This is a genomic window from Streptomyces sp. NBC_01723 (genome assembly GCF_036246005.1).
In the GTDB taxonomy this organism is placed as follows: domain Bacteria; phylum Actinomycetota; class Actinomycetes; order Streptomycetales; family Streptomycetaceae; genus Streptomyces.
The window spans coordinates 7,847,381-7,870,143 of sequence record NZ_CP109171.1 but is presented as its reverse complement, the minus strand read 5'-3'; the positions used below and the strand labels follow the sequence as shown (position 1 = coordinate 7,870,143).

The window sequence follows — 22,763 nt, the reverse complement described above, 5'->3', positions numbered from 1 at the left end:
CCCACGGGGTCCGCTAGGGGCGCCTGAGCCGCAGGGTCATCAGCTGGAACGGACGCAGCCGCACGGCGATCCGGTCGCCGTCGGTCTCGACGGCGTTCTCCGCCTCGGCGAGCGGGCGCTCCAGGAGGTCGGTGACCTCGACCCCGGCGACCGGGAAACCGGCCGTCAGGGTGGCCCGGACGCGGCCGCCGTGGGCCTCGTGGAAGCGGACCACGACGTCGCCGCTGCCGTCGTCGGCGAGCTTGACGGCGGTGACCACGACCGCGTCCCGGTCGGCCGACACCAGCGGCGCGACCTCCCCGGCGCCGGTGACGCGCCGCTCTGGCAGGTTGATCCGCCAGCCCTCGCGCACCGCGTCGCCGATGTCCGCGCCGGGCACCAGCGCGTGCCGGAAGCGGTGCACGCCCTGGTCGGTCTCGGGGTCCGGGAAGCGCGGGGCGCGCAGCAGGGACACCCGGACCGTGGTGGTCGTACCGGCGTCGCCGTCGGTGCGGACGGTGCGGGTCACGTCGTGGCCGTACGTCGAGTCGTTGACGACGGCCACCCCCCAGCCCGGCTCCGCCAGGTGGACGAAGCGGTGGTTGCACGCCTCGAACTTGGCCGCCTCCCAGCTGGTGTTGGTGTGGGTCGGCCGGTGGAAGTGCCCGAACTGGGTCTCCGACGCGTACCGTTCGGCATGCACGTCGATCGGGAAGGCCAGCTTGAGGAACTTCTCCGTCTCGTGCCAGTCGACCTCGGTGTCCACCTCGAGGCGCCGCTCCCCCGGCGCCAGGGTCAGCACCTGGGTGACGCGGGAGGAGCCGAAGGAGCGGACGATCCGCACCGAGGCGCCGTCGTCCCCGGGGGCGGTCTCGTCGACGTCGGTGAGGTCGGTGACCGTGTTGCGGTAGAACTCGTCGACGTCCCAGGCGTCCCACATGTTCGGGAAGTCGGGGTGCAGCTGGAGCAGGTTGCCCGCGGTGCCCGGCGCGATGGTCTCGCGGTCGGCGGCGATGTCGTACGCCGACACCACCAGCCCCCGGCCGTCGATCTCGACCCGGAGCAGCCCGTTGTCCAGGACGTGGCCGCCTTCGGGGCGGGGGGTGACCTCGGTGCGGCCCTCGGCGGCGGGGGCCGCGGCGGCGCCCGCCTGGACGCCGGACCGGGTGTGCGGGGCGGAGTTGAAGACCAGCGGGGTGTCGCCCTGCCCGGCCAGGGCCCGCTGGGCGGCGTCGATGACGGCGTTCAGCTCTTCGGCGACGCGGTCGTAGGTCGCGCGGGCCTCGCGGTGCACCCAGGCGATGGAGGAGCCGGGCAGGATGTCGTGGAACTGGTGCAGCAGGACCGTCTTCCAGATGCGGTCCAGGTCGTCGTACGGGTAGGGGAACCCGGCGCGCACGGCCGCGGTGGCCGCCCACAGTTCGGCCTCCCGGAGCAGGTGTTCGCTGCGCCGGTTGCCCTGCTTGGTCTTGGCCTGGCTGGTGAGGGTCGCGCGGTGCAGTTCGAGGTACAGCTCGCCGACCCAGACGGGCGGCTGCGGGTTCTCCGCCTCGGCCTTCTCGAAGAAGGCGTGCGGGGTCTCCCAGATGACCGTCGCCGAGCCTTCTAGGTCGCGCAGGCGGACCGCCTTGGCGACCATCTCGCGGGTGGTGCCGCCTCCCCCGTCGCCCCAGCCGGTCGGGGCGAGGGAGTGCCGGGCGACGCCCTTGTCCTTGAAGTTGCGGGCCGCGTGCGCGATCTCGCTGCCCTTCATGGAGCAGTTGTACGTGTCGACGGGCGGGAAGTGCGTGAAGATCCGGGTGCCGTCGATGCCCTCCCAGCGGAAGGTGTGGTGCGGGAACTTGTTCGTCTGCGACCAGGAGATCTTCTGCGTCAGCAGGTACTTGGCGCCGGCCGCCTTGATGATCTGCGGCAGCCCGGCCGCGAAGCCGAAGGTGTCCGGCAGCCACGCCTCGTCGTTCTCGACGCCGAACTCGTCGAGGAAGAACCGCTTGCCGTGCACGAACTGCCGGGCCATCGCCTCGGAGCCAGGCATGTTGGTGTCCGACTCCACCCACATGCCGCCGGCCGGTACGAACCGCCCGTCGGCGACGGCCTTCTTCACCCGGGCCCACACCTCGGGCCGGTGGTCGCGCACCCACGCCCACTGCTGCGCCTGGGACATGGCGAAGACGAAGTCCGGCTCGTCCTCCAGGAGAGCGGTCATGTTGGAGGTGGTGCGGGCGACCTTGCGCACGGTCTCGCGCAGCGGCCACAGCCACGCCGAGTCGATGTGCGCGTGGCCGACGGCGCTGATCCGGTGGGCGGACGGGACGGCGGGGGCCGACAGGACCTCGGTGAGGCGGGAACGGGCCTGCCCGGCGGTGCCGTTCACGTCCTGGAGGTCGATGGCGTCCAGCGCCTTGTCGATCGCGCGCAGGATCTCCCAGCGGCGCGGCGAGTCGACCGGCAGCTCGGCCATCAGCTCACCGGCGACCTCCAGGTCGAGCACCAGGTTCCACACCGTCTCGTCGAGGACGGCGAGGTCCATGCGGGCGAGCCGGTACTGCGGCTCGCTGCCCGCCGTGTCCTTGTCGCCGAGTTGGGTGGGCACGAAGGGGTGGTAGTCGAGGATGACGGGGTTGGAGGCGGCCTCGACGTGCAGGCGCACCTCCTCGCCGCCCTCGACGGGGGCGCCGATCCGCACCCACTGGTTGCGCGGGTTGAGGCCCTTCACGGGGGTGCCGTCGGGCCGGTAGACCAGGCCCTCGCACTGGAAGCCGGGCATGTTCTCGTCGAAGCCGAGGTCGAGGATCGCCTCGACGGTCTTCCCGGCCCATTCCTTCGGGACGGTGCCGGTGACACGGAACCAGCTGGTCCCCCAGGGCGCGCCCCAGCGGGCGCCGACCTGGATGGGCTCGGGTTCGGCGGCGAGTCCCTCCTCGACCGGGACGGGCTCGCCGGGCGCGTGCCACACCGCCACGTCCAGTGGCACGGACTCGGGGTAGAGGGCGGGGCGGACGCGCTCGTCGAGGACGCGCTTGAGGCGGGCTTCGACCAGGTTGCGGTCGTCATGCATGCGGGGTGCTCCTGGTTGACGGGGCGGGTGCGGGCGGTGTGGGGGGTTACCAGGTGTGGGTCGCGGTGGCGGGCCGGGATGTGGTGTACAGCTCCCCCACCGCGCGTGGTTCGAACCGTGCGGAGGTCACGGGCGCGCGCCTTCCTGGCGGACGCGGAGTCCGTGCGGGGTGGGCGACACCTGGTCGGGCGTGACGACCTCGGTGATGCCGCGGGCCGCGAGGTGTCCGGTGTCGGCGGCGCGGGTGTCCAGGACGGTGGTGGGGCGGGCGCCGTCGGCGACCAGGTGGAAGAAGGCGTCGAAGACCGGGCCGCCGGGGGCGCAGGCGGAGCGTGCCGCCGGCTCGGCGGGGACGACGAGGGCGGTGGTGCGCGGGGCGGGGGCGGGGTGGGTCCCCTCGCGGGCCGCGAGGGCCGCGCGGGCCAGGACCCGGGCCGTGTCCTTGGGGCGGCGGTCGTTGGTGAGCAGTCCGAGGCCGTACTCCAGCTCGGGGAAGTCGGCCAGCTCCCGGGACACGTCGTGCGAACACCACCAGGTGACGCCCCACAGGTCGGGGCAGTCCAGGGCGTTCGCGACGGTCGCCTCGGTGAAGGCGGCGGCGTGCTCGGCGGGGACGAGGGGCGCGGGGGCGCCGACCTCCTGGAGCCAGACCGGGCGGCGGGGGTCGTCGGCCCACGCCTTGCTCAGCTCGATCAGGTAGGCGGCGTGGTGCTCGCTGGGCACGGAGGTGCGGCCGTGGCGCTGGGCGGTGCCGTTGAAGACCCACGAGTGCACGGCGGTCGCCGCGCCCCGCCGGGCGGCCTGAGCCGGCGTGAAGGGCTGGTCGTCCTGGTACCAGGTGGCGTCGTACTCGGCGTGCAGGTGCATCCCGCCGGGGGCGCCCTCCTCGCAGGCGGCGAGCATCCGCTCCAGCCAGGCGTCGATCTGGTCGCTGGTGGCGCGGTCCGGGTCGGGGTGGGGTGCGGCGGAGAACTGGTTGACCTCGTTGCCGAGGGTCATGCCGAGGAAGTTGGGCCTGCCGGCCAGCGCGGCGGCGAGGGTGCGCAGGTAGGTGGCCTGTCCGTCGATGACCTCGGGGTCGGTGAAGAGGTTGCGGCGGTGCCAGGTGCGGGTCCAGGCCGGTACGTAGTCGAAGCTGCTCAGATGGCCCTGGAGGCCGTCCACGTTGACGTCGAGGCCGCGTTCGCCGGCCGCGTCGACCAGCTCGACCAGGTGGCCTACGGCACGCTCGCGGATCAGGGAGCGGTTGGGCTGGAAGTACGGCCACAGCGGGAAGACGCGGACGTGGTCCACGCCGAGCGCGGCGACCGAGTCCAGGTCGGCACGGACGGAGTCGAGGTCGAAGTCGAGCCAGTGGTGGAACCACCCTTCACTCGGGGTGTAGTTGACGCCGAAGCGCACGGCAGGGGGCATGCGGTGTCCTTGTGGAGAGGAAATACGTGGATCAGCCCTTGACCGCGCCCTCGCCGACGCCGCGGAAGAAGTACCGCTGGAGGCAGGCGAAGAGGGCGATCAGCGGCGCCACGGCGATGATCGTGCCGGCGGCGACGAGGCGTTCGTCGTTGGCGAAGGTGCCGTGCAGGTAGTTGAGGCCGATGGTCAGGGTGAACTTGGACGGGTCGCTCAGCACGATCAGCGGCCACAGGAAGTCGTCCCAGGCGCCCATGAAGGCGAAGATCGCGACGACCGCGAGGGTGCCCTTGACCGACGGCAGCGCGATCCGGCAGAACCGCTGCCAGACGTTGGCGCCGTCGACGTAGGCGGCCTCCTCGATCTCGTAGGGGAGGTTGAGGAAGGCGTTGCGCATGAGCAGGACGTTCAGGGCGCTGACGCAGCCGGGCAGCAGGACGCCGACCAGGGTGTTGTTGAGTCCCAGCTCCCGCATGGTGGTGAACTGGGCGATGATGATGCCCTCCACCGGCACGAGCATCGCCAGGATGAACACCAGGGTGGCGACGCGCCGACCGCGGTAGCGCAGCCGGGCCAGGGCGTATCCGGCGAGGGCGGCGCCGACGCAGTTCGTGACCACGTTGGCGGCGGCGACCTTCAGCGAGTTCAGCGCGTAGTCCCAGACGGGGATGGTCTCGGCGACCCGCTCGTAGTTGTGCAGGGTGGGGTCGGAGGGCAGGAACTTCGGCGGCGAGCTGAAGATGTCCTCCGTCGGGCCCTTCAGCGAGGTCGACAGCTGCCACAGGAACGGGCCGATGGTCAGGGCGAGGACGCCGAGCAGGAGCAGGTAGCGCAGGACGAGTTCCCAGACCCGTACGCGGCGGCCGTGCTCGTCGGTGATCCGGGGCTCGCGTTCCCGCGCGGTGGCCCGGGGCTTCTCCGCGGGCCGGGTCCTCTCCAGGACGCTCACGACTCCTCCTTCCGGTCGGCGCGCAGGACGAGCAGCATCAGGGCGACGGTGACGACGAAGACGACGACGGAGATGGCGGAGGCGTAGCCGACCCGGCCGGTCAGGCCGGTGCCGGTGCGCTGGACCAGCATGACGAGGGTGGTGTCCTCGCCGGCCGGGCCGCCGCTCGGGCCCGCCATCAGGTACACCTCGGAGAACACCTTGAAGGCGGCGACCGAGGACAGCGCGGCGACCAGCACCATGGTGGAGCGGACGGCGGGCACGGTGACGGTGAGGAAGCGGCGCACCGCACCCGCGCCGTCCACGGCGGCGGCCTCGTGCAGTTCGCGCGGGACGTTGGCGAGCGCCGCCAGGTAAATGATCATGTAGTAGCCGAGGCCCTTCCAGACCGTGACGGCCATGGCGCTGAGCAGGATCAGCCACTGGTCGCTCAGAAAGCCGATCGGACTGGCGCCGACCGTCTCCAGCAGGGAGTTGACCAGACCGCGCTCGTCGAGGAGCCAGACCCAGATCAGCCCGACGACGACGATCGAGGCGACCACCGGGGTGTAGAAGGCGGAGCGGAAGAAGGTGATGCCGGGGATGTTCTTCTGCACGAGCAGGGCGAGCAGCAGCGGCAGCAGGACGAGCGCGGGGACGACCCCGAGGACGTACAGGGTGCTGTTGCGCAGGCCGGTCCAGAACATGTCGTCGTGCAGCAGCTCGCGGAAGTTGGCGAGACCCACGAACTCGCCCGGGACCAGGGTCCGGCGGTCGGTGAAGGAGTTGACGAGCGTCGAGACGAACGGGTAGAGGATGAACGCGCCGGTGATCAGCAGCCCGGGGGCGGCGAACAGCCAGGGGCTGGAAGGCAGTTGGCGCCGTACACGTCGGGTGCCGGTGACGGTGGGACTCGCCATGACGTCTCAGCCCTGCTGCTGGAGGAGCCGGTCGCACGCCTTGACAGCGTTGTCCAGGGCCTCCTCGGGGCTCTGCTTGCCCTGGAGCGCCTTGGCGACCTCGTTGCGCAGCTCGGTCTTCATCTGCTCGCTGAACAGCACCGGCGTGTAGTTGACCGCGTCCTTCAGCGACTTGGCGGCGGCGACGCGGACACGGGTCTCGTCGGTGCCGTCCTCCTTGGTGAAGTACGGGTCGTCCAGGGAACCGGCGGTGCTCGGGAAGATGGCGACCTGCTTGGCGAACGACATCTGGTGCGCGGCGTCGGTGACGAAGTGCGCGAAGGCCACCGCGGCGGGCTTGCGCTGGCTCTGCGCGTTCACCATCAGGCCCATCACGTACATGTTGACGTGGCCGGTGCTGGTGATCTGGTCGGTGATGCCGATGTTCTTGTACAGGTTCGGCGCCTGCTTCTTGAAGTTGGCGAGGTCGAGCGCGCTGCCCGGGTTCATCGCCACGGCCCCGGTGAGGAACTTCTTGCCCGAGGACTCGGGGGTGGCGGTCAGCGCCTGTGAGTCGAGCGCCTTGGCCTCGTACAGCTCCTTGTACCGGGTGAGGAGCTGGACGCCCTTGGCGTCGTTGAACGTGAAGGCGGTGCCCTCCTTGTTCATCAGCGGTACGCCGTAGCGGCCGAAGTCCTCGATGGTGGGGACGTTGGCGAGCGTGGCGACGTCGCCGCCGGTCTTGTCCGCGATCCTCAGTGCGGCGTCGAAGACCTCGTCGTACGTCTTCGGCGGCTGCTCGGGGTCGAGTCCGGCCTTCTCGAAGAGGGACTTGTTGTAGAAGAGCGGGCCGGTGTTGAGGTACCAGGGGAAGGCGTACGTGCCCTCCATGCCCGGTATCCGGTGGCTGGCCCAGGCGCCCTCCAGGTACTCCTTCTCGTACTGGCCGGCGGCCTTGTCCAGGTCGAGGGCGAGGCCCGCCTTGGCGAGCGGGGCGACGAGGTCCGGGGAGACGTTGACGACGTCGGGCAGGGTGCCGCCGGCGGCGTCGGCGCTGATCTTGTCGGCGTAGCCCTCGCCGGGCTGGTCGACCCACTTGACCTCGGTGCCCGGGTACTTCTTCTCGAAGTCGGCGATCAGGTCCTCGAAGTAGGGCTTGAAGTTGGCCCGCAGGTTCCAGGTCTGGAAGGTGATGTCGCCCTCGACCTTGCCCGAGGCGTCGGTCGAGCCCCCGCCGTCACCTCCGGAACCGCAGGCACTGAGCGGGAGGACGAGGGCGGCGACGGCGGCGACGGCGAATGTTCTGCGCGAGGTGGGCACGGTGACACGTCTCCTGAAGGACGTCGGCGGCTGGATGGCAGCGACCATGCACGGCGCGTTCGGGGAAAGTCAATGGATTCACGGGAACTAATGCGATTGAGGCGACATTAGTCCAGGTCAGAGCGGTGCACAGAACCACTTGGCAGATTCGACTAATGCGCTTTAGGATCTTTTCACTCAAGCGCTTTAGCTTGCCCTGACCAGAAGGCGCTTTCGTTCACGTTCCGAAGAAGGGAGCGCGCATGCCGGCCAAGCGGCCCGCCGCGCGCCGGCCGACGATGAAGGACATCGCTCGGCGGGCCGGGGTATCCGAGAGCGCGGTCTCGTTCGCGCTGAACGACCGGCCGGGGGTCTCCGAGATCACCCGGGACCGGGTCCGCCGGGTCGCCGAACAACTCGGCTGGCGGCCCAGCACGGCCGCACGGGCGCTGTCCGGGGAGGGCGCGGCGACCGTCGGCTTCGTACTGGCCCGGCCCGCGCACACCCTGGGCGTGGACTCCTTCTTCCTGCAACTGGTCTCCGGCATCCAGGAGGTGCTGGCGCGGCGTCATCTGGGCCTGCTGTTCCAGGTGGCGCGGGACGTCGAGGACGAGTGCGCGGTCTACCGGCGCTGGTGGGCCGAACACCGGGTGGACGGCGTCCTGGTGGTCGACCCGCGCACCGACGATCCGCGCCCCGACCTGCTCGACGGACTCGGGCTGCCCGCCGTGGTGATCGGCGGCGCGCCGGACGAACGCCATCCGGGACTGTCGACGGTGTGGGCGGACGACGCGGGCGCGATGGCCGCGCTGGTGGACGGGCTGTACGCGCTCGGCCACCGGCGGATCGCGCACATCGCCGGTCTGCCCGGCCTCGCCCACACCGAGCGACGGATCCGTGCCCTGCGGGCCGAGGCCGGGCGGCGGGGCCTGACCGAGGTCGAGTCGGTGACCACCGACTACTCCGACGCGGAGGGCGCCGCCGTGACCCGCCGGGTCCTGGAGGCCCCCGCCGCGCCGACCGCGCTGATCTACGACAACGACGTGATGGCCGTCGCCGGGGTCGCCGCCGCGGCCGAGCTGGGGTTCTCGGTGCCGGCCGACGTGTCCGTGGTGGCCTGGGAGGACTCGGCGCTGTGCCGCATGGTCAAGCCGTGGCTGTCCGCCCTCTCCCGGGACAGCGTGGAGTTCGGCCGGACGGCGGCGACCGAGCTGACCGCCCTGCTGGACGGCGGCCCGGCCCGCACGGTGCGGGTGCCGGTGCCGCGGCTGATCGAGCGGGACAGCACGGGCCCGGCCCGGTCGTCCTGAGCCGGGCGGCCCGGGGTTGCGCCGGGGCCTCGACGCGGAGGTGGACGGAGGGGCAGAGTGCTGTCTGCGTACTCGCCGGTAATCCCGTTCCACCGCACCCCGAGGAGCCCTCGTGACCGACTGGGCAGGCCGCACCGCCGCAGAGATCGCCGCCGCCGTCCGCGAGAAGCGGACCACCCCCCGCGAGGTGGTGGCGGAGCACCTGGCCGTGATCGAGCGGCTCGACGGCCGCGTCGGCGCCTTCCGCACGGTGCGCGCCGAGGCGGCGCTCGCCGAGGCCGAGGAGACCGGGGCCCGGGGAGATCTCGGCGAACTGCCGCTGGCCGGCGTACCGGTGGCGGTCAAGGACAATCTCGCGGTGCGCGGCGAGTCCACCCGGGTCGGCTCGGCGGCGACCCCGGACACGCCGGCCGGGGCCGACCACGTCACCGTCGCGCGGCTGCGGGCGGCCGGCGCGGTGGTGGTGGGCCTGACCAACGTGCCCGAGCTGTGCGTGTTCGGCACCAGCGAAGGCGTGCACGGCACGGTCCGCAACCCGTGGGACCCGGCCCGCTCAGCGGGCGGTTCCTCGGGAGGGAGCGCCGCCGCGGTCGCCGCCGGGATGGTGCCGCTCGCGCTGGGCAACGACGGCATGGGTTCGCTGCGGATACCGGCGGCCAACTGCGGTCTGGTCACCCTCAAGCCGGGCCACGGCGTGGTGCCGGCCGGCATCGGCGAGGGCGACTGGTTCGGCATGTCCGAGAACGGGCCGCTGGCCACCACCGTCGAGGACGCCCGCCTCATGTTCGCCGTCCTCGCGGACACCTCCGCGCCCCGCCGGGCGGACTCCGGCGCCCTGCGCGTCGCCGCCTCCCTGCGCAGCCCCCTGGCGGGTGTCACCGTCTCCCGCCCCTACGCGGACGCCGTCCGGGAGGCTGCCGGGGTGCTGATGCGGGCGGGGCACCTGGTGCGGCGGGCGGACCCGTCCTATCCGGCGTCGCTCAGCGTGACCGCGCTCACCCACTGGACGGCGGGTACGTCGGTGGACGCCCGCAACCTCGACCGGCGGCGGCTGGCCCGGCGCACCCGGGTGCACGCGGCTCTCGGGCGGCCCTTCGTCCGCAGGGTCACCACCGGCGCGGCCCGTGACGCGCTGCGCGGGCGCCTGGAGCCCTTCTTCGCGGAGTACGACGTCCTGCTCACGCCCGCGCTGGCCCGCCGCTCCCCCAAGGCGGGCCCTTGGCACGAGCGGGGCTGGCTGCGCAACATCGCCGCCAACTCGGCGTACTCGCCCTTCACTCCGCCGTGGAACCTCACCGGCTGGCCCGCGATGACGGTGCCGGTCGGCTCCCTGCCGTCGGGCGCCCCCTGCGCCGTCCAGTTGGCCGGGCGTCCCGGGTCGGAGGCGGCGCTGCTGGAGCTGGCGGAGCGGATCGAGGCGCTGCGGCCCTGGCGGCGGACGGCCCCGGTGGAGTGACGGGGCGGTCCACCGGGCTACAGGGCGCGGTGCATGATGTGCAGGCCGACCAGGCCGTGGCGCGGGTGGTCGAAGGCGTCCGGCACGGTGCCCAGGATCGTGAAGCCCAGCGAGGTCCACAGCCGCACGGCGGGGTTGGTCTCGACGACGGCGTTGAAGACCATGCCCCGGTACCCCTCGGCGCGGGCGGCGGCCAGGACGTGTTCGGCCAGGGCCCGGCCGGTACCGCGGCCGGCCCGGTCCGGGTCGACCATGAAGCCGGCGTTGGCGACGCGGGCGGCGGGGCCCCCGTAGTTGGGAGTGAGGTAGGCGGAGGCGACGACGGCGCCGCTGTCGTTCTCGGCGACGTAGACGCGTTTGGCGGGGTTCATCCACAGGGACCGGGCGTCCTCCTCGGACGTGTCCCGGTCCCAGGCGTAGGTCTCGCCGGCGGCGACGATGCGGTGCCAGAAGGGCCAGATGCGCGGCCAGTCGCCGGGGGCGGCTTCCCTGATCAGCATGGGCGTGAGTCTCGCACGCCCATGCGTCCGGCGGCTGCCAGGGGGCGGCGCGGGCTCAGTCCACGCTGGGCAGGATGTGGGGCTCGGCCAGATCGTCCTCGTAGCCCGCGAGGCGGATCGGGGCGGACCGCGCCCACACGTCGAGGCTGCCGATCTCGCCGGGCCGGCGGCGCGCACGCTCGGTGCGTTCCTTGGGTCGCTGCTCTGGGCTCGTCGTCGTCTCCGGTGTCACCGCGCACTCCTTATGTGTCGGATCACCCTCGGGGCCTGTCGGCCAGTCTTCCGCCCGGCACCAGGCCCCCGCTCGGGTGTGGGTCGAGATGCACTACAGACGCGGTGGCGCCGGTACCTCGCAGGAGAGCAGACCGCTGTGTCACCGGCTGCCCCCGGACGGACCTCGGGTGTGGGTAGTGCCCTGTGCTGCGGTCCGTCCGACCCAGACTAACCAAATGAGCGGGGGTGCGCTCTATGGGGCTCAAAACATGGGAGAACCATTGCCCTTCGTCGCGCGCGCAGTTGGCACCAGTCTGCCGGGATTCCTCCCCATCCGCACGGTGCGGTGCTCACCCGTTCGGCCCAACCGCCGACCGCTCCTTCGAATGTCGGCGGCCACGGTCGCGCCGTTCAGTCGCCGTTGGCTGCGGCGCAAGCTCGCCATGGTCTGCTGCCCGTCGGCAACGGCTGTCTCGCGGGAGGACCGGGACATGGAACTGCGCAGCGTCGAGGAGCTGATGGACCTGCTGTACGCCTGCCGGGGCGAGCGGTCCGGGGAGTACGGCGGTGAGACCGTGGACCTGCACGGGCACGCGCTGCGGACCGCGGCGCTGCTGCGGCGGCGCCGGCCCGCCGACAAGGAGCTCCAGGTCGCCGGTCTGGTGGCGCCCGTGGGCCGGCTGCTGTGGCCCGGCGCCCCGGCCGTCCGGACCGCCGACGCGGTACGGCCGCTGCTGGGCGCGCGCGTCTCCCGGCTGCTGCGCCGGGCCGCCCACCCGGAGGCGTGGGCGCACGACGACGACCTGGCCGGCCTGCACCAGGCGGCCGAGGAGGCGCGCACCGCCGTCTTCGACGCCGGGGTCCTGGAGGACTGGCGCACCGTGCTGGAGCTGACGGCGGCCCGCAACTCGCGTCTGGGCGCCGTGGACTAGGGGTGTCGTTTCGACCAACGACCCCCCTGGGACCTGACCGGCCCCTTGGTCACCACTTGCCGGGCGCGTAGTCCTTGAGGAAGACGCCGTACAGGTCCTCGCCCGCCTCGCCGCGCACGACGGGGTCGTAGACCCGGGCCGCGCCGTCGACCAGGTCGAGCGGGGCGTGGAAGCCGGCCTCGGCCAGGCGGAGCTTGTCGTAGTGCGGACGCTCGTCGGTGATCCAGCCGGTGTCCACGGAGGTCATCAGGATCCGGTCGGTGTCGAACATCTCCTGGGCGCTGGTCCGCGTCACCATGTTCATCGCGGCCTTGGCGGCGTTGGTGTTGGGGTGCCCGGCGCCCTTGTAGCCGCGGGCGAACACCCCCTCCATCGCGGAGACGTTGACGACGTAGGCGCGGCCGTTGGGCGCCCTGCGCGCGGCCTCGGCCATCGAGGGCCGGAGGGCGCTGATGAGGATGAACGGCGAGGTGTAGTTGCACAGCTGGGTCTCCAGCAGCTCCACCGGGGAGATCTGCTCGATGGTCTGCACCCAGGTGTTGGAGTCGACGACGTCCGGGACGAGACCGCCCGCGTCGATGGCGGTGCCCTCGCGGTGCCGGACCACGCTGGCGTGGCCGGCGACCAGGGCGAGGTCGGCCACCTTCTGCGCGTCGAGCCCGGAGGTGCCGACGGGCAGCGCGGTCAGCCCGTCCACCGCACCGGAGTTGAAGGCGCCGATGACGTGGTGGGCGGGCAGCTCACCGGCGGGCAGCGGGGCATCCTCGCCCTCGACGAGCGCGGCGTACGCGGAGGGCAGGCGCCGCACGGTCTGCGTGGCGTTGTTGATCAGGATGTCGAGCGGTCCCGGCTCGGTGACCCGCTCGGCGAGGGCCACGGCCTGCGCGGGGTCGCGCAGGTCGATGCCGACGACCTCGAGGCGGTGCAGCCAGTCCGCGGAGTCGTCCATGGCCTTGAAGCGGCGGATGGCGTCCTTGGGGAAACGGGTGGTGATCGTGGTGTGCGCGCCGTCGCGCAGCAGCCGCAGCGCGATGTACATGCCGATCTTGGCGCGGCCGCCGGTGAGCAGCGCGCGCTTGCCGGTGAGGTCGGCGCGGGCCTCGCGGCGCTCGCGGTTCTCGGCGGCGCACGTCTGGCAGAGCTGGTGGTAGAAGTAGTCGACCTCGACGTAGCGCTGCTTGCAGATGTAGCAGGAGCGGGGGCGCTGCAGTATCCCGGCGATCCGCCCCTGCTCGGTGCGGGAGGAGGGCAGCAGGCCCTCCGTCTCGTCGTCGATGCGCTCGGCGGAGCCCGTGGCGGTGGCCTCGGTGACCGCCTTGTCGTGGGCGGTCTTGGCGGCCCGGCGGTCCTGGCGGCGGCGCTGCTTGACCATGCGGTAGATGTGCGAGGTGGCCCGGCGCACCCGGATCGCGTCCGGGTGGTCGACGTCGAGCCCGTCGAGTTCCTCCAGCACGCTCAGGCAGACGGCCAGCCGCTCCGGGTCGATCCCGGGGCCGTACACCGCCTCGTCCGTGCTCGCCGCACCGTCCTGTGTCACCGTCATCGCCGCTGCCGTTCCCTGGGTCACCGTCGCGGCGCTCCATGACGCGACCGCTGTCGAACAGCGGATTTTATTCAGCGCCGGGCCCGGAACCAAACCCGCCGGGGTCAGGGACCGCACGCCGTGAGCAACGTCTCCACCTCCTCGGCGAGGGCGAGCGCGAACCGGTCGAGGTCGGGCAGCGCCTTCGCGTCCGCGACCAGGCCGTAGTGGACCTGTCCGCGGTACGTCGAGACGGCCACCGCCAGGGAGTGGCCACGGGCCAGCGGCGCCAGCGGGTAGACCTCGGTGAGCGGGTGGCCGCCGAGCCGCAGCCCGAGGCTGGGCAGGGGCACGCTGGTGACGAGGATGTCGAACCAGAGCCGGGCGGCGCCCGAGACCAGCGGGCCGCCGAGCCGGTGGCCGAGCGCCGGGACGTGGTCGGCGAGCAGTGCGACGGCTCCGGCGCCCCGGCCCGGTCCGGCGTCCTTGTTGCGGTCCATGGCGGCCCGGACCGTGCCGAGGCGCGACAGCGGGTCGGGGTCGGCGACCGGAAGCCGTATCAGGTACCCGGAGAGCCGGTTGCCCTGCGGGTGGGCGGTGCGCGGGCGGCGCTTGGAGACGGGGATCAGGGCGCGGGGCGCGACGCCCTCGCTGCCGTCGCCGCGCTCGTCCAGCCAGCGGCGCAGGGCGCCGGCCACGACCGCGATCAGTACGTCGTTGACGGTGCCGCCGGTGGTCTTGCGCACGTGGTGCACGTCGTCGAGGTCGACCGCCACGCCCGCGATCCGCCGGGTGCCGGAGGAGTCGGCGGTGAGCGCGGCCGAGGAGCGCACGTCGAGGGTGGACAGGGCCGCGGCGGCCCCGATGTCCAGCGCGCGGCCCGCGTCGGACAGGACGCCGCGCAGCCGGTCCGGCAGGGTCCGCACGTCCGGCAGGAGCCCGCGCGGGGGCTGCTCGGGGCGGGGCCGGGGGGCGGGGAGGTCCATCGGATCGAGAACGCCCGCGGCGAGGGTGAGGGCGCGCAGGCCGTCGGCGAGGGCGTGGTGGAACTTGAACAGCACGGCGAAGGAGCCGCCGTCCGCGCCCGGCAGGACGTGCGCCTCCCACGGGGGCCGGCCGCGTTCCAGGGGCCGTTCCATCAGGCGGCCGGCCCGGGCGTGGAAGTCCGTGGTCGGGGCGTGCAGCCGTACGTGGTCGAGCGGGTCGAAACGCGGGTCGGGTTCGCGGGTGGCGCCGCCGAACGCGAACGGGCGGCGCAGCGCCAGCGGCGGCTGCCAGGTGTCCCGGATCCGCATCCGCAGTCCGGGCACCGCGGGCGCGCGGGCGGCGAGCAGGTCGGCCGCGAGGGCGCCGGCGGTGGGCGACTGGGCCTCGAAGACGCCGAGCGCGCCGAGGTGCATGGGGTGCTCGGGGGACTCGATGTTCCAGAACGCCAGGTCGAGGGGAGCGAGCGGATCGGGAGTCAAGGGTCTGCCTCGCAGGGACGACGCGTCGACAACGGGTGGACAAGCAGTCAATCGTCCTCCGACGATTACGGTCAAGTACGATCAAGCTACGCACAGTTAACAAGAGATTAAAGTCCCGCCCCTTTTGGCAGGGGCGGGACTGCTGGGACTCATGGGGCGTCTGTGCTCACGTCAGCGGCGGTGGCACCGCCTGTGCCGAGGTTCCCCACCCGGACGGGTGCGGGCCGACCGTGAAAGCGAGCGACCGGACGGAGCGCAGGGCGTCGGTCGTGAGGTACGTCCGGTCGTAGGCCGCGCCGTCGGTGCGGGCCGACTGGACGTACCGATCCGTGTCCGAGGTGCCGGGCGCCGTGACGGTCAGGGCGCCGCGCGGGTAGTAGCGGCGGTCGAGGGTGAGGTCGACGCGGTCGAAGACCGGGGTGGACAGGCCCCAGGTGTCGTAACCGGGCTGGATCGGGAAGATCCCGATCGAGGACAGCACGTTCCAGGCGGACATGGTGCCCAGGTCGTCGTTGCCGGTCATGCCGGTCGGCGTGTCCGTGAACAGGGTGAGCGCCGCGTGCACCACGTCGGTGGTCTTCCAGGGCTGCCCGGTCGACAGATAGGTGTACGGGGCGATCAGGTCGGGCTCGTTCTGGGGGTTGTACTTGTCGGCGTTGTAGTAGTCGTACGGCCCGTTCACCCACACCTCGCGGGCGGTCTTCGCCGGGTCCGCGAGCAGCTGGTCGTAGGCGAAGAAGGAGTCGAGCCGGTCGTTGGCGGCCTCGGTCCCGCCGATGAGGTCGATCATGCCGGGCAGGTCCTGCGGCACCAGCCACTGGTACTGCCAGGACGTGCCCTCGTGGAAGCCCTCGCTCTGCGCCGGGTCGGCCGGCCCGGTGAAGGCGCCCTCGGCGTCGCGGGCGCGGAAGAACCCGGTCGAGGGGTCGAAGACGTCGCGGTAGCTCTGGGCCCGCTCGGCGTACCGCTTCGCGTCCGCGTGGTGGCCGAGGTCGCCGGCCATCCGGGCGAGCATGGCGTCGGACAGGGCGTACTCCAGGGTCGCGGAGGCGCCGTGGTCGTAGTCGGAGTCGCCCGGCTTGGCGTGCGGGCGGCCCTTGACGTACGGCGCGAAGCCGTCGGCGAGGTACTCGCGGTTGGCCTCCCGGCCGACGGCCGGCGAGTCCGCGGGCGGCACCCCGTCGGCGTTCTTCCTCAGCGCGCGGTAGGCCCGCTCCTCCCAGCCGTGCAGCAGGCCCTGCTGGTAGGCGTTGGTGAGGAAGGGCGTCACCGGGTCGCCGGTCATGATGTTGGTCTCGACCGTGCCATAGCCCCACTTGGGCAGCCAGCCGCTCTCCTCGTCGATCTTGATGACGGAGATCGCCATGTCCCGTGCCTCCCGGGGCGCGAGGAGGGCGAGGAGCTGGGACTGGGTGCGGTAGGTGTCCCACAGGGACCAGTTCTGGTAGTACGTGAAGCCCTTGGCGCGGTGGACCTCCTGGTCCCAGCCGGTGTAGCGGCCGTCGACGTCGCTGCCGACGTTGGGCGCCAGGAAGGACCGGTACAGGGACGAGTAGAAGGTGCGGCGCAGGGTGTCGTCCCCGCCCCGGACCCGGACGTCGTCGAGCCGCTTCTCCCAGGTGCGCTGCGCGCCGTGGCGCACGGCGTCGAAGGAGCGTCCGCCCTCGGCGCGGAGGTTGAGCGCGGCGCCCCGCGCGTCCACGTAGGACAGGGCGGTGGTGGCCTCGACGGCGCGGTCCTTCGTGGTGTCGAAGCGGACGTAGGCCCCCTCGCCGCCGGTCTTCGAGCCCGCGGTCACGGTGCCGTCGTCCCAGGTGCCGTGGGAGGCGAAGGGCCGGTCGAAGCGGGTGATCGTGTAGACGGTGTAGGGCTCGGTGTCCTGGCAGAAGCCGCTGCCGGTGATCGCGGTCCGTACGGTGCGGCTGTCGAGCACCTCGACCTTGGTGGAGATGTTCTTGTGCAGCGACTGGCCCGCGTTGAGCAGGACGTTGGCCTTGCCGGTGGCCGGGAAGGTGTAGCGCTGCACTCCGGTGCGTTCGGTGGCGGTCAGCTCCGCTTCGACGCCGGAGTCGAGGCCGACGCGGTAGTAGCCGGGACTCGCCTCCTCGTCCTCGTGGCTGAAGGAGGCGGCGTACTTCGCGTAGTCCGTCTCGGTGACGTCGCCGGTGGTCGGCAGCACCGGCAGGTCACCGCCGAGGCCGCAGCCGACGCCGGAGAGGTGGACCAGGGAGAAGCCGCGGATGTGGGTGTCGGAGTGGTCGTAGCCGGTGTTGTGGCCGGTGTCCGGCGAGAACTGCACCATGCCGAAGGGCACGGCGGCGCCGGGATAGGTGTTGCCCTCGTTCTCCGTCCCGATGAACGGGTTCACCAGGTCGGTCAGGTGCTGGTCGGCCGTCGGGGCGGCCTGCGCCGCCGGGGCGGTGAGCAGCGCGGACGCTGCCACCACCCCGGCCACGCAGAGCCGCAGACGCCGGGTGACTCTCATGTGCGGTGCCCTCCGGAGGTTCTGCCGTGCGGTTCGTGGTGCGGGTGCTCAGCCGGTGCAGCCCGCCGGGGCGGGCTGCGACGCGTCGCGGATCAGTGCCTCGTGGGCGGCCTTCACCCGCTCGACGTCCGGCTTGAGGACCTTGCGGTCGTACGTCGTCAGGCCGTTCAGCTCGCCCTCGACGTCCGAGATCTGGGTGTAGACGGCGCCGTTGCCGCCCCGGCAGGCCAGGGCGCGGACCTCGTCGAGCTTGGTGAGGTAGTCGTCCGTGTAGGTCTGCGGGTCGACGTCGACGTACGACTGCTGCACGGACCAGGCGTGACCCGGTACCGCGAGGCCCAGGCCGCCGTACTCGCCGGAGACCAGGGCGCGTTCGCCGTCCGGGGACGGCGGCAGGGCGGGGCTCGGGTAGCCGTGCTCGTCCATGATGTCGCCGGCGCCGCCGTCGGCCCCCAGGTTCAGGCCCGACTGGTTGTTGACGAGGCGGGTCGGGTCCCAGGCCTTGGCCTGTTCGGCGACGCGTTTGATGTCGTACTGGCCCCAGCCCTCGTTGAAGGTGACCCACATGATGACCGACGGGTGGCTGACGTGTTCGTCGATCATCTCCTTCATCTCGCGTTCGTACTCGGCGCGGGCGGCGGCCGACGGGTTCTTCCCCGCGGTCATCGCGGGCATGTCCTGCCACACCAGCAGGCCCAGCCGGTCGGCCCAGTAGAACCAGCGGTCGGGTTCGACCTTGATGTGCTTGCGCACCGAGTTGAAGCCGAGTCGCTTGTGCAGCTCGAGGTCGTGGGCGAGGGCCTCGTCGGTGGGAGCGGTGTGCAGGCCGTCCGGCCAGAAGCCCTGGTCCAGGGTGGCCATCATGAAGACCGGTTCGCCGTTGAGCACGGTGCGGGGTACGCCGTCCACCTTCTCGACGGCGATGGAGCGCATCCCGAAGTAGCTCTCGACGCGGTCGTGTCCGACGGTGACCTTCAGGTCGTACAGGAATGGGTCGTCGGGCGACCACAGGCGCGGGTCGCGGATCCGCAGGGTCAGCGGCTCACCGGTGCGGCCGCTCACCGTGGCGACCTTGCGGTGCCCGGCGTACGCCGTCGCCCTGACCGGAACGCCGTCGCGCACGCCCTTCGGCTCGACGGTCAGGGTGCCCGCCGCCCCGTCCACGTGCGGGGTCAGCTTGAGGGATTCGGCGTGGTCGCGGGCGACCGGTTCCATCCAGACCGTCTGCCAGATGCCGGAGCTGGGCGTGTACCAGATGCCGCTCGGGTCCAGGCGCTGCTTGCCGACCGGGGGGTTCTCGCCGTCCGCCGCGTCGGTCGGGTCGTAGACGCCGACGATCAGCTCCTGGGCGCGGCCCGGCTTCAGCGCGTCGGTGACGTCGGCGCTGAACTTGTCGTAACCGCCCTTGTGGTCGGCGACCTTCGTGCCGTTGACGTACACCTCGGACTGCCAGTCGACGGCACCGAAGTTGAGCTTGAGGCGCTGTCCGGAGCCGATGTGCCAGTCGCGGGGCACGGTGAAGGTGCGGCGGTACCACATGCGGTCCTCGTGCCGCTGGATACCGGAGAGCTGGGACTCCACCGGGTACGGGACGAGGACGCGCTCCTTCAGGTCCTTGCCGACCGGCGGAGTCTCACCGGCCTCGGCGGCGGCGAACTGCCAGCGTCCGTTGAGGTTCTGCCACTCGTCCCGGGTCAACTGCGGTCGCGGGTACTCCGGGAGGGCGTTGTCCGGTCCCACCTCGTCGGCCCAGTCGGTACGCAGCTCGTAGGTGGAGTGGTTGCCGCCGCTGCTCCAGAAGGCGTTGACAACGTTGCCAACGGCGTCGGTGAGGCCGCCTTCGCCGTCGTAGCGGACGTCGGCGGTGCCGGGCGCGTCGCCGTTCTTGTTGCCGACGACGGGTTCACCGAGGGCGACGAGCAGGGCACTGGGGTCGGCCGGGTCGACCTTCGCCTCGCCGAGGGGCCACTTGGCGCCGCCGATCACCGCTTCGAGGTGGTCGGTCAGACCGCCGGGGGCGGCGGCGAGGGGGCTCGCGAAGTCCAGCCTGAGGGTGCGGCCGGTGGACTGGACGGTGGTCGCCGTGGCGCCGTTGTAGTCGAAGCCGTCGGGCAGGCGGAAGGCCGACTGCGGGATCGCCTCCTTGGCGCCGCCGGGCTCGGTCCAGCGCAGGTGCAGGTTGGAGCCGCCGAAGTGCTCGAAGTACTCCAGCTTGATGTCGTAGGACTGCCCCGCCGTCAGCTCGACGGGCGCGGAGGTCTGTTCGCGGTCCCAGTCGTCGACCCAGTGGTCGACGGCGAGCCGGCCTCCCACCCAGAGGCGGAAGCCGTTGTCGCCCGTGATCGAGAAGGTGTGGGCGCCGGTCGTCTCCGGGACGAGCTTGCCGGTCCAGCGGACGCTGACGTCGTCCGACTGCCCGGTGGCGAAGGCGAGTCGCGGCTCCAGGGTGCCGAAGTCGACCTGCGGGTCGAAGCCGGTGGCCTTGAGCTCGTGGAAGTCGAAGGCGCCGGGGGCGGACTGGGTGTAGTACTCGCCCTTCAGACCCTGGATCTCGTCGGCGGCCGCGTCCGCCGCGTGCGCGGCCGGTACGGCGGCGAGACCCGCCGCGCCGAGCGCGGCGACGAGGAGCAGCGCGAGTTTGTCTCTGAGTCGTTTGGTGCGCACGGACCCTCTCCTTGGGAACGGGTGGTGGCCGATGGCTCATGACATCGATGTCATACAACGATGTAACAGCAGCAGAGGCATGACAACACGGATTCCGCTTCGCGTCCAGGGACATGACAACAGCCCCAGGGGCCCGCCAACCGTCCGGCCGTCAGGGCACCCGCTGCGCCTTGCCGAGCGCGATCACGCCGCCCCTGGAGACCGTGTACAACTCGCCGTCCCGGTCCGGGTTGACGCCGATCGTCGCTCCCGGGGGCACGTCGACGTTCTTGTCCAGCACCGCCCCGCGCACCACCGCGCCCCGGCCGATGTGCACGTTGTCGTGCAGCACCGAGCCCTGGACCACCGCACCCGGGTCGACCACCACGCCCGGCGAGAGCACGGAGCGGGTGACCTGTCCGCGGATCAGGCAGCCCGCGCTGATGATCGACTCGCTGGCGATGCCGCCGGCGTTGAAGCGGGCGGGCGAGAGCTGCGCGGAGTGGGTGTAGAGGGGCCAGTCCCGGTTGTAGAGGTTGAACGCGGGCCGTTCGGCGATCAGGTCCATGTGGGCGTCGTAGTAGGCGTCGAGGGTGCCCACGTCCCGCCAGTACCCCTGGTCCCGGGTGGTCTCCCCCGGCACGTGGTTGGCGCTGAAGTCGTAGAGGGCGGCCTCGCCCCGGTCGGTGAGCTCGGGCAGGATCGAACCGCCCATGTCGTGCACCGAGTTCTCGTCCCCGGCGTCCCGGTGCAGGGCCTCGACGAGGGCCTTGGTGGTGAAGACGTAGTTGCCCATCGAGGCGAAGACGCACTCGGGGTCGTCGGCGAGTCCGGGCGGGTTCTCGGGCTTCTCCAGGAATTCGGTGACGGTCTGGCCGTCGGAGCCGGGAGTGATCACGCCGAAGGACGACGACTCGCCGCGTGGGACACGGATCCCGGCGACGGTCACGCCGGCGCCGGACTCGATGTGCTGGGCGACCATCTGCCGCGGGTCCATCCGGTACACGTGGTCGGCGCCGAACACCGCGACGTACTCGGGCTGTTCGTCGTGCACGAGGTTCAGGGACTGGAGGATCGCGTCGGCACTGCCCAGGTACCAGCGCGGGCCGAGACGCTGTTGCGCGGGGACCGGGGTGACGTAGTTGCCGAGCAGGCTGGACATCCGCCACGTGGTGGTGATGTGCCGGTCCAGGGAGTGCGACTTGTACTGCGTGAGGACGCAGATCCGCAGGATGTCGCCGTTGACCAGGTTGGACAGTACGAAATCGACCAGCCGGTAGGTGCCGCCGAAGGTGACCGCGGGTTTGGCGCGGTCCGCGGTCAGGGGCATCAGTCGCTTGCCCTCTCCGCCCGCCAGCACGATGCCGAGCACCGAAGGACCTCCACGACGCATGGGCCGCTCCCCTCACCCTCGTTCACCCTCGGCTGCCCCCGGGCGGGACGCCTAAGCCTGCTTGAGGATCTCCTCGTAGAGCCGGACCGTGCGGCGGGCGACCGCGTCCCAGCCGAACTCCTCCACCGCCCGCTCGCGGCCCGCCTCACCCATCCGCCGGGCGGTCGCCGGGTCGCCGAGGACGGAGTCCAGCGCCCGCGCGAGGCCCGCCTCGAACGCGTCGTCCCCTCCCTCGGTCCTGGGGACGAGCACACCCGTTTCACCGTCCGCCACGACCTCGGGGATGCCGCCGACCCGGGAGGCCACGACCGGCGTGCCGCAGGCCATGGCCTCCAGGTTGACGATGCCCAGCGGTTCGTACACGGAGGGGCAGACGAACACGGCGGCGTGCGTGAGGAGTTGGATCACCTCCGGGCGCGGCAGCATGCGCGGGATCCAGTGCACGCCCTCGCGGGCGCGGCTCAGCCCGGCGTAGAGGTCGCGGAACTCCTGGTCGATCTCGGGAGTGTCGGGGGCGCCGGCGCACAGCACGACCTGGGCGGCCGGGTCGATGTCCCGCACCGCGCGCAGCAGGTGCGGGACCCCCTTCTGGCGGGTGATGCGGCCGACGAACAGGACGTACGGGCGGGAGCGGTCCAGGCCGATCCGGTCCAGGGCGTCGGTGCCGGGGTCGGGCCGGTAGAGGGTGGTGTCGATGCCGTTGTGCACGACGTGCACGCGGGCGGCGTCCAGCGCGGGGTAGCAGCCGAGGATGTCCTCGCGCATCGCTCCGGACACGGCGACGACGGCGTCGGCGGACTCGACGGCGGTGCGCTCGGCCCAGCCGGACAGCTCGTAACCGCCGCCGAGTTGCTCGGCCTTCCAGGGGCGCAGGGGCTCCAGCGAGTGGGCGGTGACCACGTGCGGGATGCCGTACAGGAGCTTGGCGAGGTGGCCGCCCAGGTTGGCGTACCAGGTGTGGGAGTGGACCAGTTCGCGGCCTTCGAGGGCGGCGGTCATGGCCAGGTCGACGGAGAAGGTGCGCAGCGCGTCGTTGGCGCCGTCGAGCGCGGACCAGGGGCGGTGGCGCAGCACGCCGTCGGTGCGGCCCTCACCCCAGCAGTGCACGTCGAGGTCGACGAGGCGGGCGAGTTCCCGGGCGAGGAACTCGACGTGGACACCCGCGCCCCCGTACACGTCCGGCGGGTACTCCCGGGTCAGCAGTCCCACACGCACCCGGAACCTCCCGTCTTCGCGGCTGGTCCCTTCATGGTCACCCAGACGCGGCGCC

At 72.0% G+C, this 22,763-nt stretch carries 16 protein-coding genes; 3 read left to right on the top strand and 13 right to left on the bottom strand.

The window, feature by feature from the left end; genetic code table 11:
* Nucleotides 1-13: 13 nt before the first annotated feature.
* From OIE75_RS36470 to OIE75_RS36450, 5 genes are all read right to left on the bottom strand, one after another.
* Nucleotides 14-3,037, bottom strand: coding sequence for an alpha-mannosidase (locus OIE75_RS36470; RefSeq protein WP_329473487.1), 3,024 nt, complete (start codon nt 3,035-3,037; stop codon nt 14-16).
* Between the two features lie 126 nt (nt 3,038-3,163).
* Entirely contained in the window at nt 3,164-4,450 is a 1,287-nt protein-coding gene (locus OIE75_RS36465) for a glycoside hydrolase 5 family protein (RefSeq protein WP_329473486.1), read from the bottom strand.
* Between the two features lie 31 nt (nt 4,451-4,481).
* Nucleotides 4,482-5,396 carry a carbohydrate ABC transporter permease gene (locus tag OIE75_RS36460; protein ID WP_329473485.1) on the bottom strand — a complete coding sequence of 305 codons (915 nt, stop codon included), beginning with the start codon at nt 5,394-5,396 and terminating at the stop codon, nt 4,482-4,484.
* Entirely contained in the window at nt 5,393-6,295 is a 903-nt protein-coding gene (locus OIE75_RS36455; protein WP_307016562.1) for a carbohydrate ABC transporter permease, read from the bottom strand. Before OIE75_RS36455 ends, OIE75_RS36460 begins: the two co-directional genes overlap by 4 nt.
* Nucleotides 6,296-6,301: 6 nt before the next feature.
* A complete protein-coding gene (locus tag OIE75_RS36450) occupies nt 6,302-7,594 on the bottom strand; it encodes an ABC transporter substrate-binding protein (protein WP_307016561.1) in 1,293 nt (430 codons plus the stop codon).
* 242 nt (nt 7,595-7,836) lie between these two features.
* On the opposite strand from OIE75_RS36450, the gene OIE75_RS36445 reads away from it, so the two are divergent.
* Together OIE75_RS36445 and OIE75_RS36440 are read left to right on the top strand one after the other, a co-directional pair.
* Nucleotides 7,837-8,883 carry a LacI family DNA-binding transcriptional regulator gene (locus OIE75_RS36445; RefSeq protein WP_125495636.1) on the top strand — a complete coding sequence of 349 codons (1,047 nt, stop codon included), beginning with the start codon at nt 7,837-7,839 and terminating at the stop codon, nt 8,881-8,883.
* A 112-nt stretch (nt 8,884-8,995) separates the two neighbouring features.
* The gene (locus OIE75_RS36440) at nt 8,996-10,339 is read left to right on the top strand and encodes an amidase (RefSeq protein WP_329473484.1); all 1,344 of its coding nucleotides are present in this window, start codon (nt 8,996-8,998) and stop codon (nt 10,337-10,339) included.
* A 17-nt stretch (nt 10,340-10,356) separates the two neighbouring features.
* Here the strand turns inward: OIE75_RS36440 and OIE75_RS36435 are convergent, their stop codons facing one another.
* Nucleotides 10,357-10,839: a GNAT family N-acetyltransferase gene (locus tag OIE75_RS36435; RefSeq protein ID WP_307016559.1), complete on the bottom strand. Its 483-nt coding sequence runs from the start codon at nt 10,837-10,839 to the stop codon at nt 10,357-10,359.
* Nucleotides 10,840-10,894: 55 nt separating this feature from the next.
* On the bottom strand, nt 10,895-11,071 hold the full coding sequence (locus OIE75_RS36430) for a hypothetical protein (protein WP_122615378.1): 177 nt from the start codon (nt 11,069-11,071) through the stop codon (nt 10,895-10,897).
* A gap of 472 nt (nt 11,072-11,543) precedes the next feature.
* Here OIE75_RS36430 and OIE75_RS36425 point away from each other — a divergent pair, with 472 nt between their 5' ends.
* Nucleotides 11,544-11,984 (top strand): hypothetical protein, encoded by a 441-nt coding sequence (locus OIE75_RS36425; RefSeq protein ID WP_122615379.1) that lies wholly within the window; start codon nt 11,544-11,546, stop codon nt 11,982-11,984.
* A 49-nt stretch (nt 11,985-12,033) separates the two neighbouring features.
* On the opposite strand, the gene OIE75_RS36420 is transcribed toward OIE75_RS36425, so the two are convergent.
* The 6 genes from OIE75_RS36420 to glgA all read right to left on the bottom strand — a co-directional run bounded on the left by OIE75_RS36420 (nt 12,034) and on the right by glgA (nt 22,708).
* Entirely contained in the window at nt 12,034-13,527 is a 1,494-nt protein-coding gene (locus OIE75_RS36420) for an SDR family NAD(P)-dependent oxidoreductase (RefSeq protein ID WP_307016558.1), read from the bottom strand.
* A 104-nt stretch (nt 13,528-13,631) separates the two neighbouring features.
* Nucleotides 13,632-14,972, bottom strand: coding sequence for a wax ester/triacylglycerol synthase family O-acyltransferase (locus tag OIE75_RS36415; protein ID WP_307016557.1), 1,341 nt, complete (start codon nt 14,970-14,972; stop codon nt 13,632-13,634).
* A 166-nt stretch (nt 14,973-15,138) separates the two neighbouring features.
* Entirely contained in the window at nt 15,139-17,457 is a 2,319-nt protein-coding gene (locus tag OIE75_RS36410) for a GH92 family glycosyl hydrolase (RefSeq protein ID WP_329473483.1), read from the bottom strand.
* A 48-nt stretch (nt 17,458-17,505) separates the two neighbouring features.
* Entirely contained in the window at nt 17,506-20,121 is a 2,616-nt protein-coding gene (locus OIE75_RS36405; RefSeq protein ID WP_329473482.1) for a PA14 domain-containing protein, read from the bottom strand.
* Between the two features lie 151 nt (nt 20,122-20,272).
* Nucleotides 20,273-21,493 carry a glucose-1-phosphate adenylyltransferase gene (gene glgC / locus OIE75_RS36400; protein WP_307016554.1) on the bottom strand — a complete coding sequence of 407 codons (1,221 nt, stop codon included), beginning with the start codon at nt 21,491-21,493 and terminating at the stop codon, nt 20,273-20,275.
* A 51-nt stretch (nt 21,494-21,544) separates the two neighbouring features.
* Nucleotides 21,545-22,708, bottom strand: coding sequence for a glycogen synthase (gene glgA / locus OIE75_RS36395; protein ID WP_329473481.1), 1,164 nt, complete (start codon nt 22,706-22,708; stop codon nt 21,545-21,547).
* Nucleotides 22,709-22,763: the final 55 nt, after the last annotated feature.

What these genes read in the sequence shown, in the direction of transcription:
- OIE75_RS36455 (WP_307016562.1), bottom strand. Translation starts at nt 6,295, where the DNA reads ATGGCGAGTCCCACCGTCACCGGCACCCGACGTGTACGGCGCCAACTG.
- OIE75_RS36410 (WP_329473483.1), bottom strand. Translation starts at nt 17,457, where the DNA reads ATGAGAGTCACCCGGCGTCTGCGGCTCTGCGTGGCCGGGGTGGTGGCA.
- OIE75_RS36425 (WP_122615379.1), top strand. Translation starts at nt 11,544, where the DNA reads ATGGAACTGCGCAGCGTCGAGGAGCTGATGGACCTGCTGTACGCCTGC.
- OIE75_RS36435 (WP_307016559.1), bottom strand. Translation starts at nt 10,839, where the DNA reads ATGCTGATCAGGGAAGCCGCCCCCGGCGACTGGCCGCGCATCTGGCCC.
- OIE75_RS36470 (WP_329473487.1), bottom strand. Translation starts at nt 3,037, where the DNA reads ATGCATGACGACCGCAACCTGGTCGAAGCCCGCCTCAAGCGCGTCCTC.
- glgC (WP_307016554.1), bottom strand. Translation starts at nt 21,493, where the DNA reads ATGCGTCGTGGAGGTCCTTCGGTGCTCGGCATCGTGCTGGCGGGCGGA.
- OIE75_RS36445 (WP_125495636.1), top strand. Translation starts at nt 7,837, where the DNA reads ATGCCGGCCAAGCGGCCCGCCGCGCGCCGGCCGACGATGAAGGACATC.
- OIE75_RS36420 (WP_307016558.1), bottom strand. Translation starts at nt 13,527, where the DNA reads ATGACGGTGACACAGGACGGTGCGGCGAGCACGGACGAGGCGGTGTAC.
- OIE75_RS36465 (WP_329473486.1), bottom strand. Translation starts at nt 4,450, where the DNA reads ATGCCCCCTGCCGTGCGCTTCGGCGTCAACTACACCCCGAGTGAAGGG.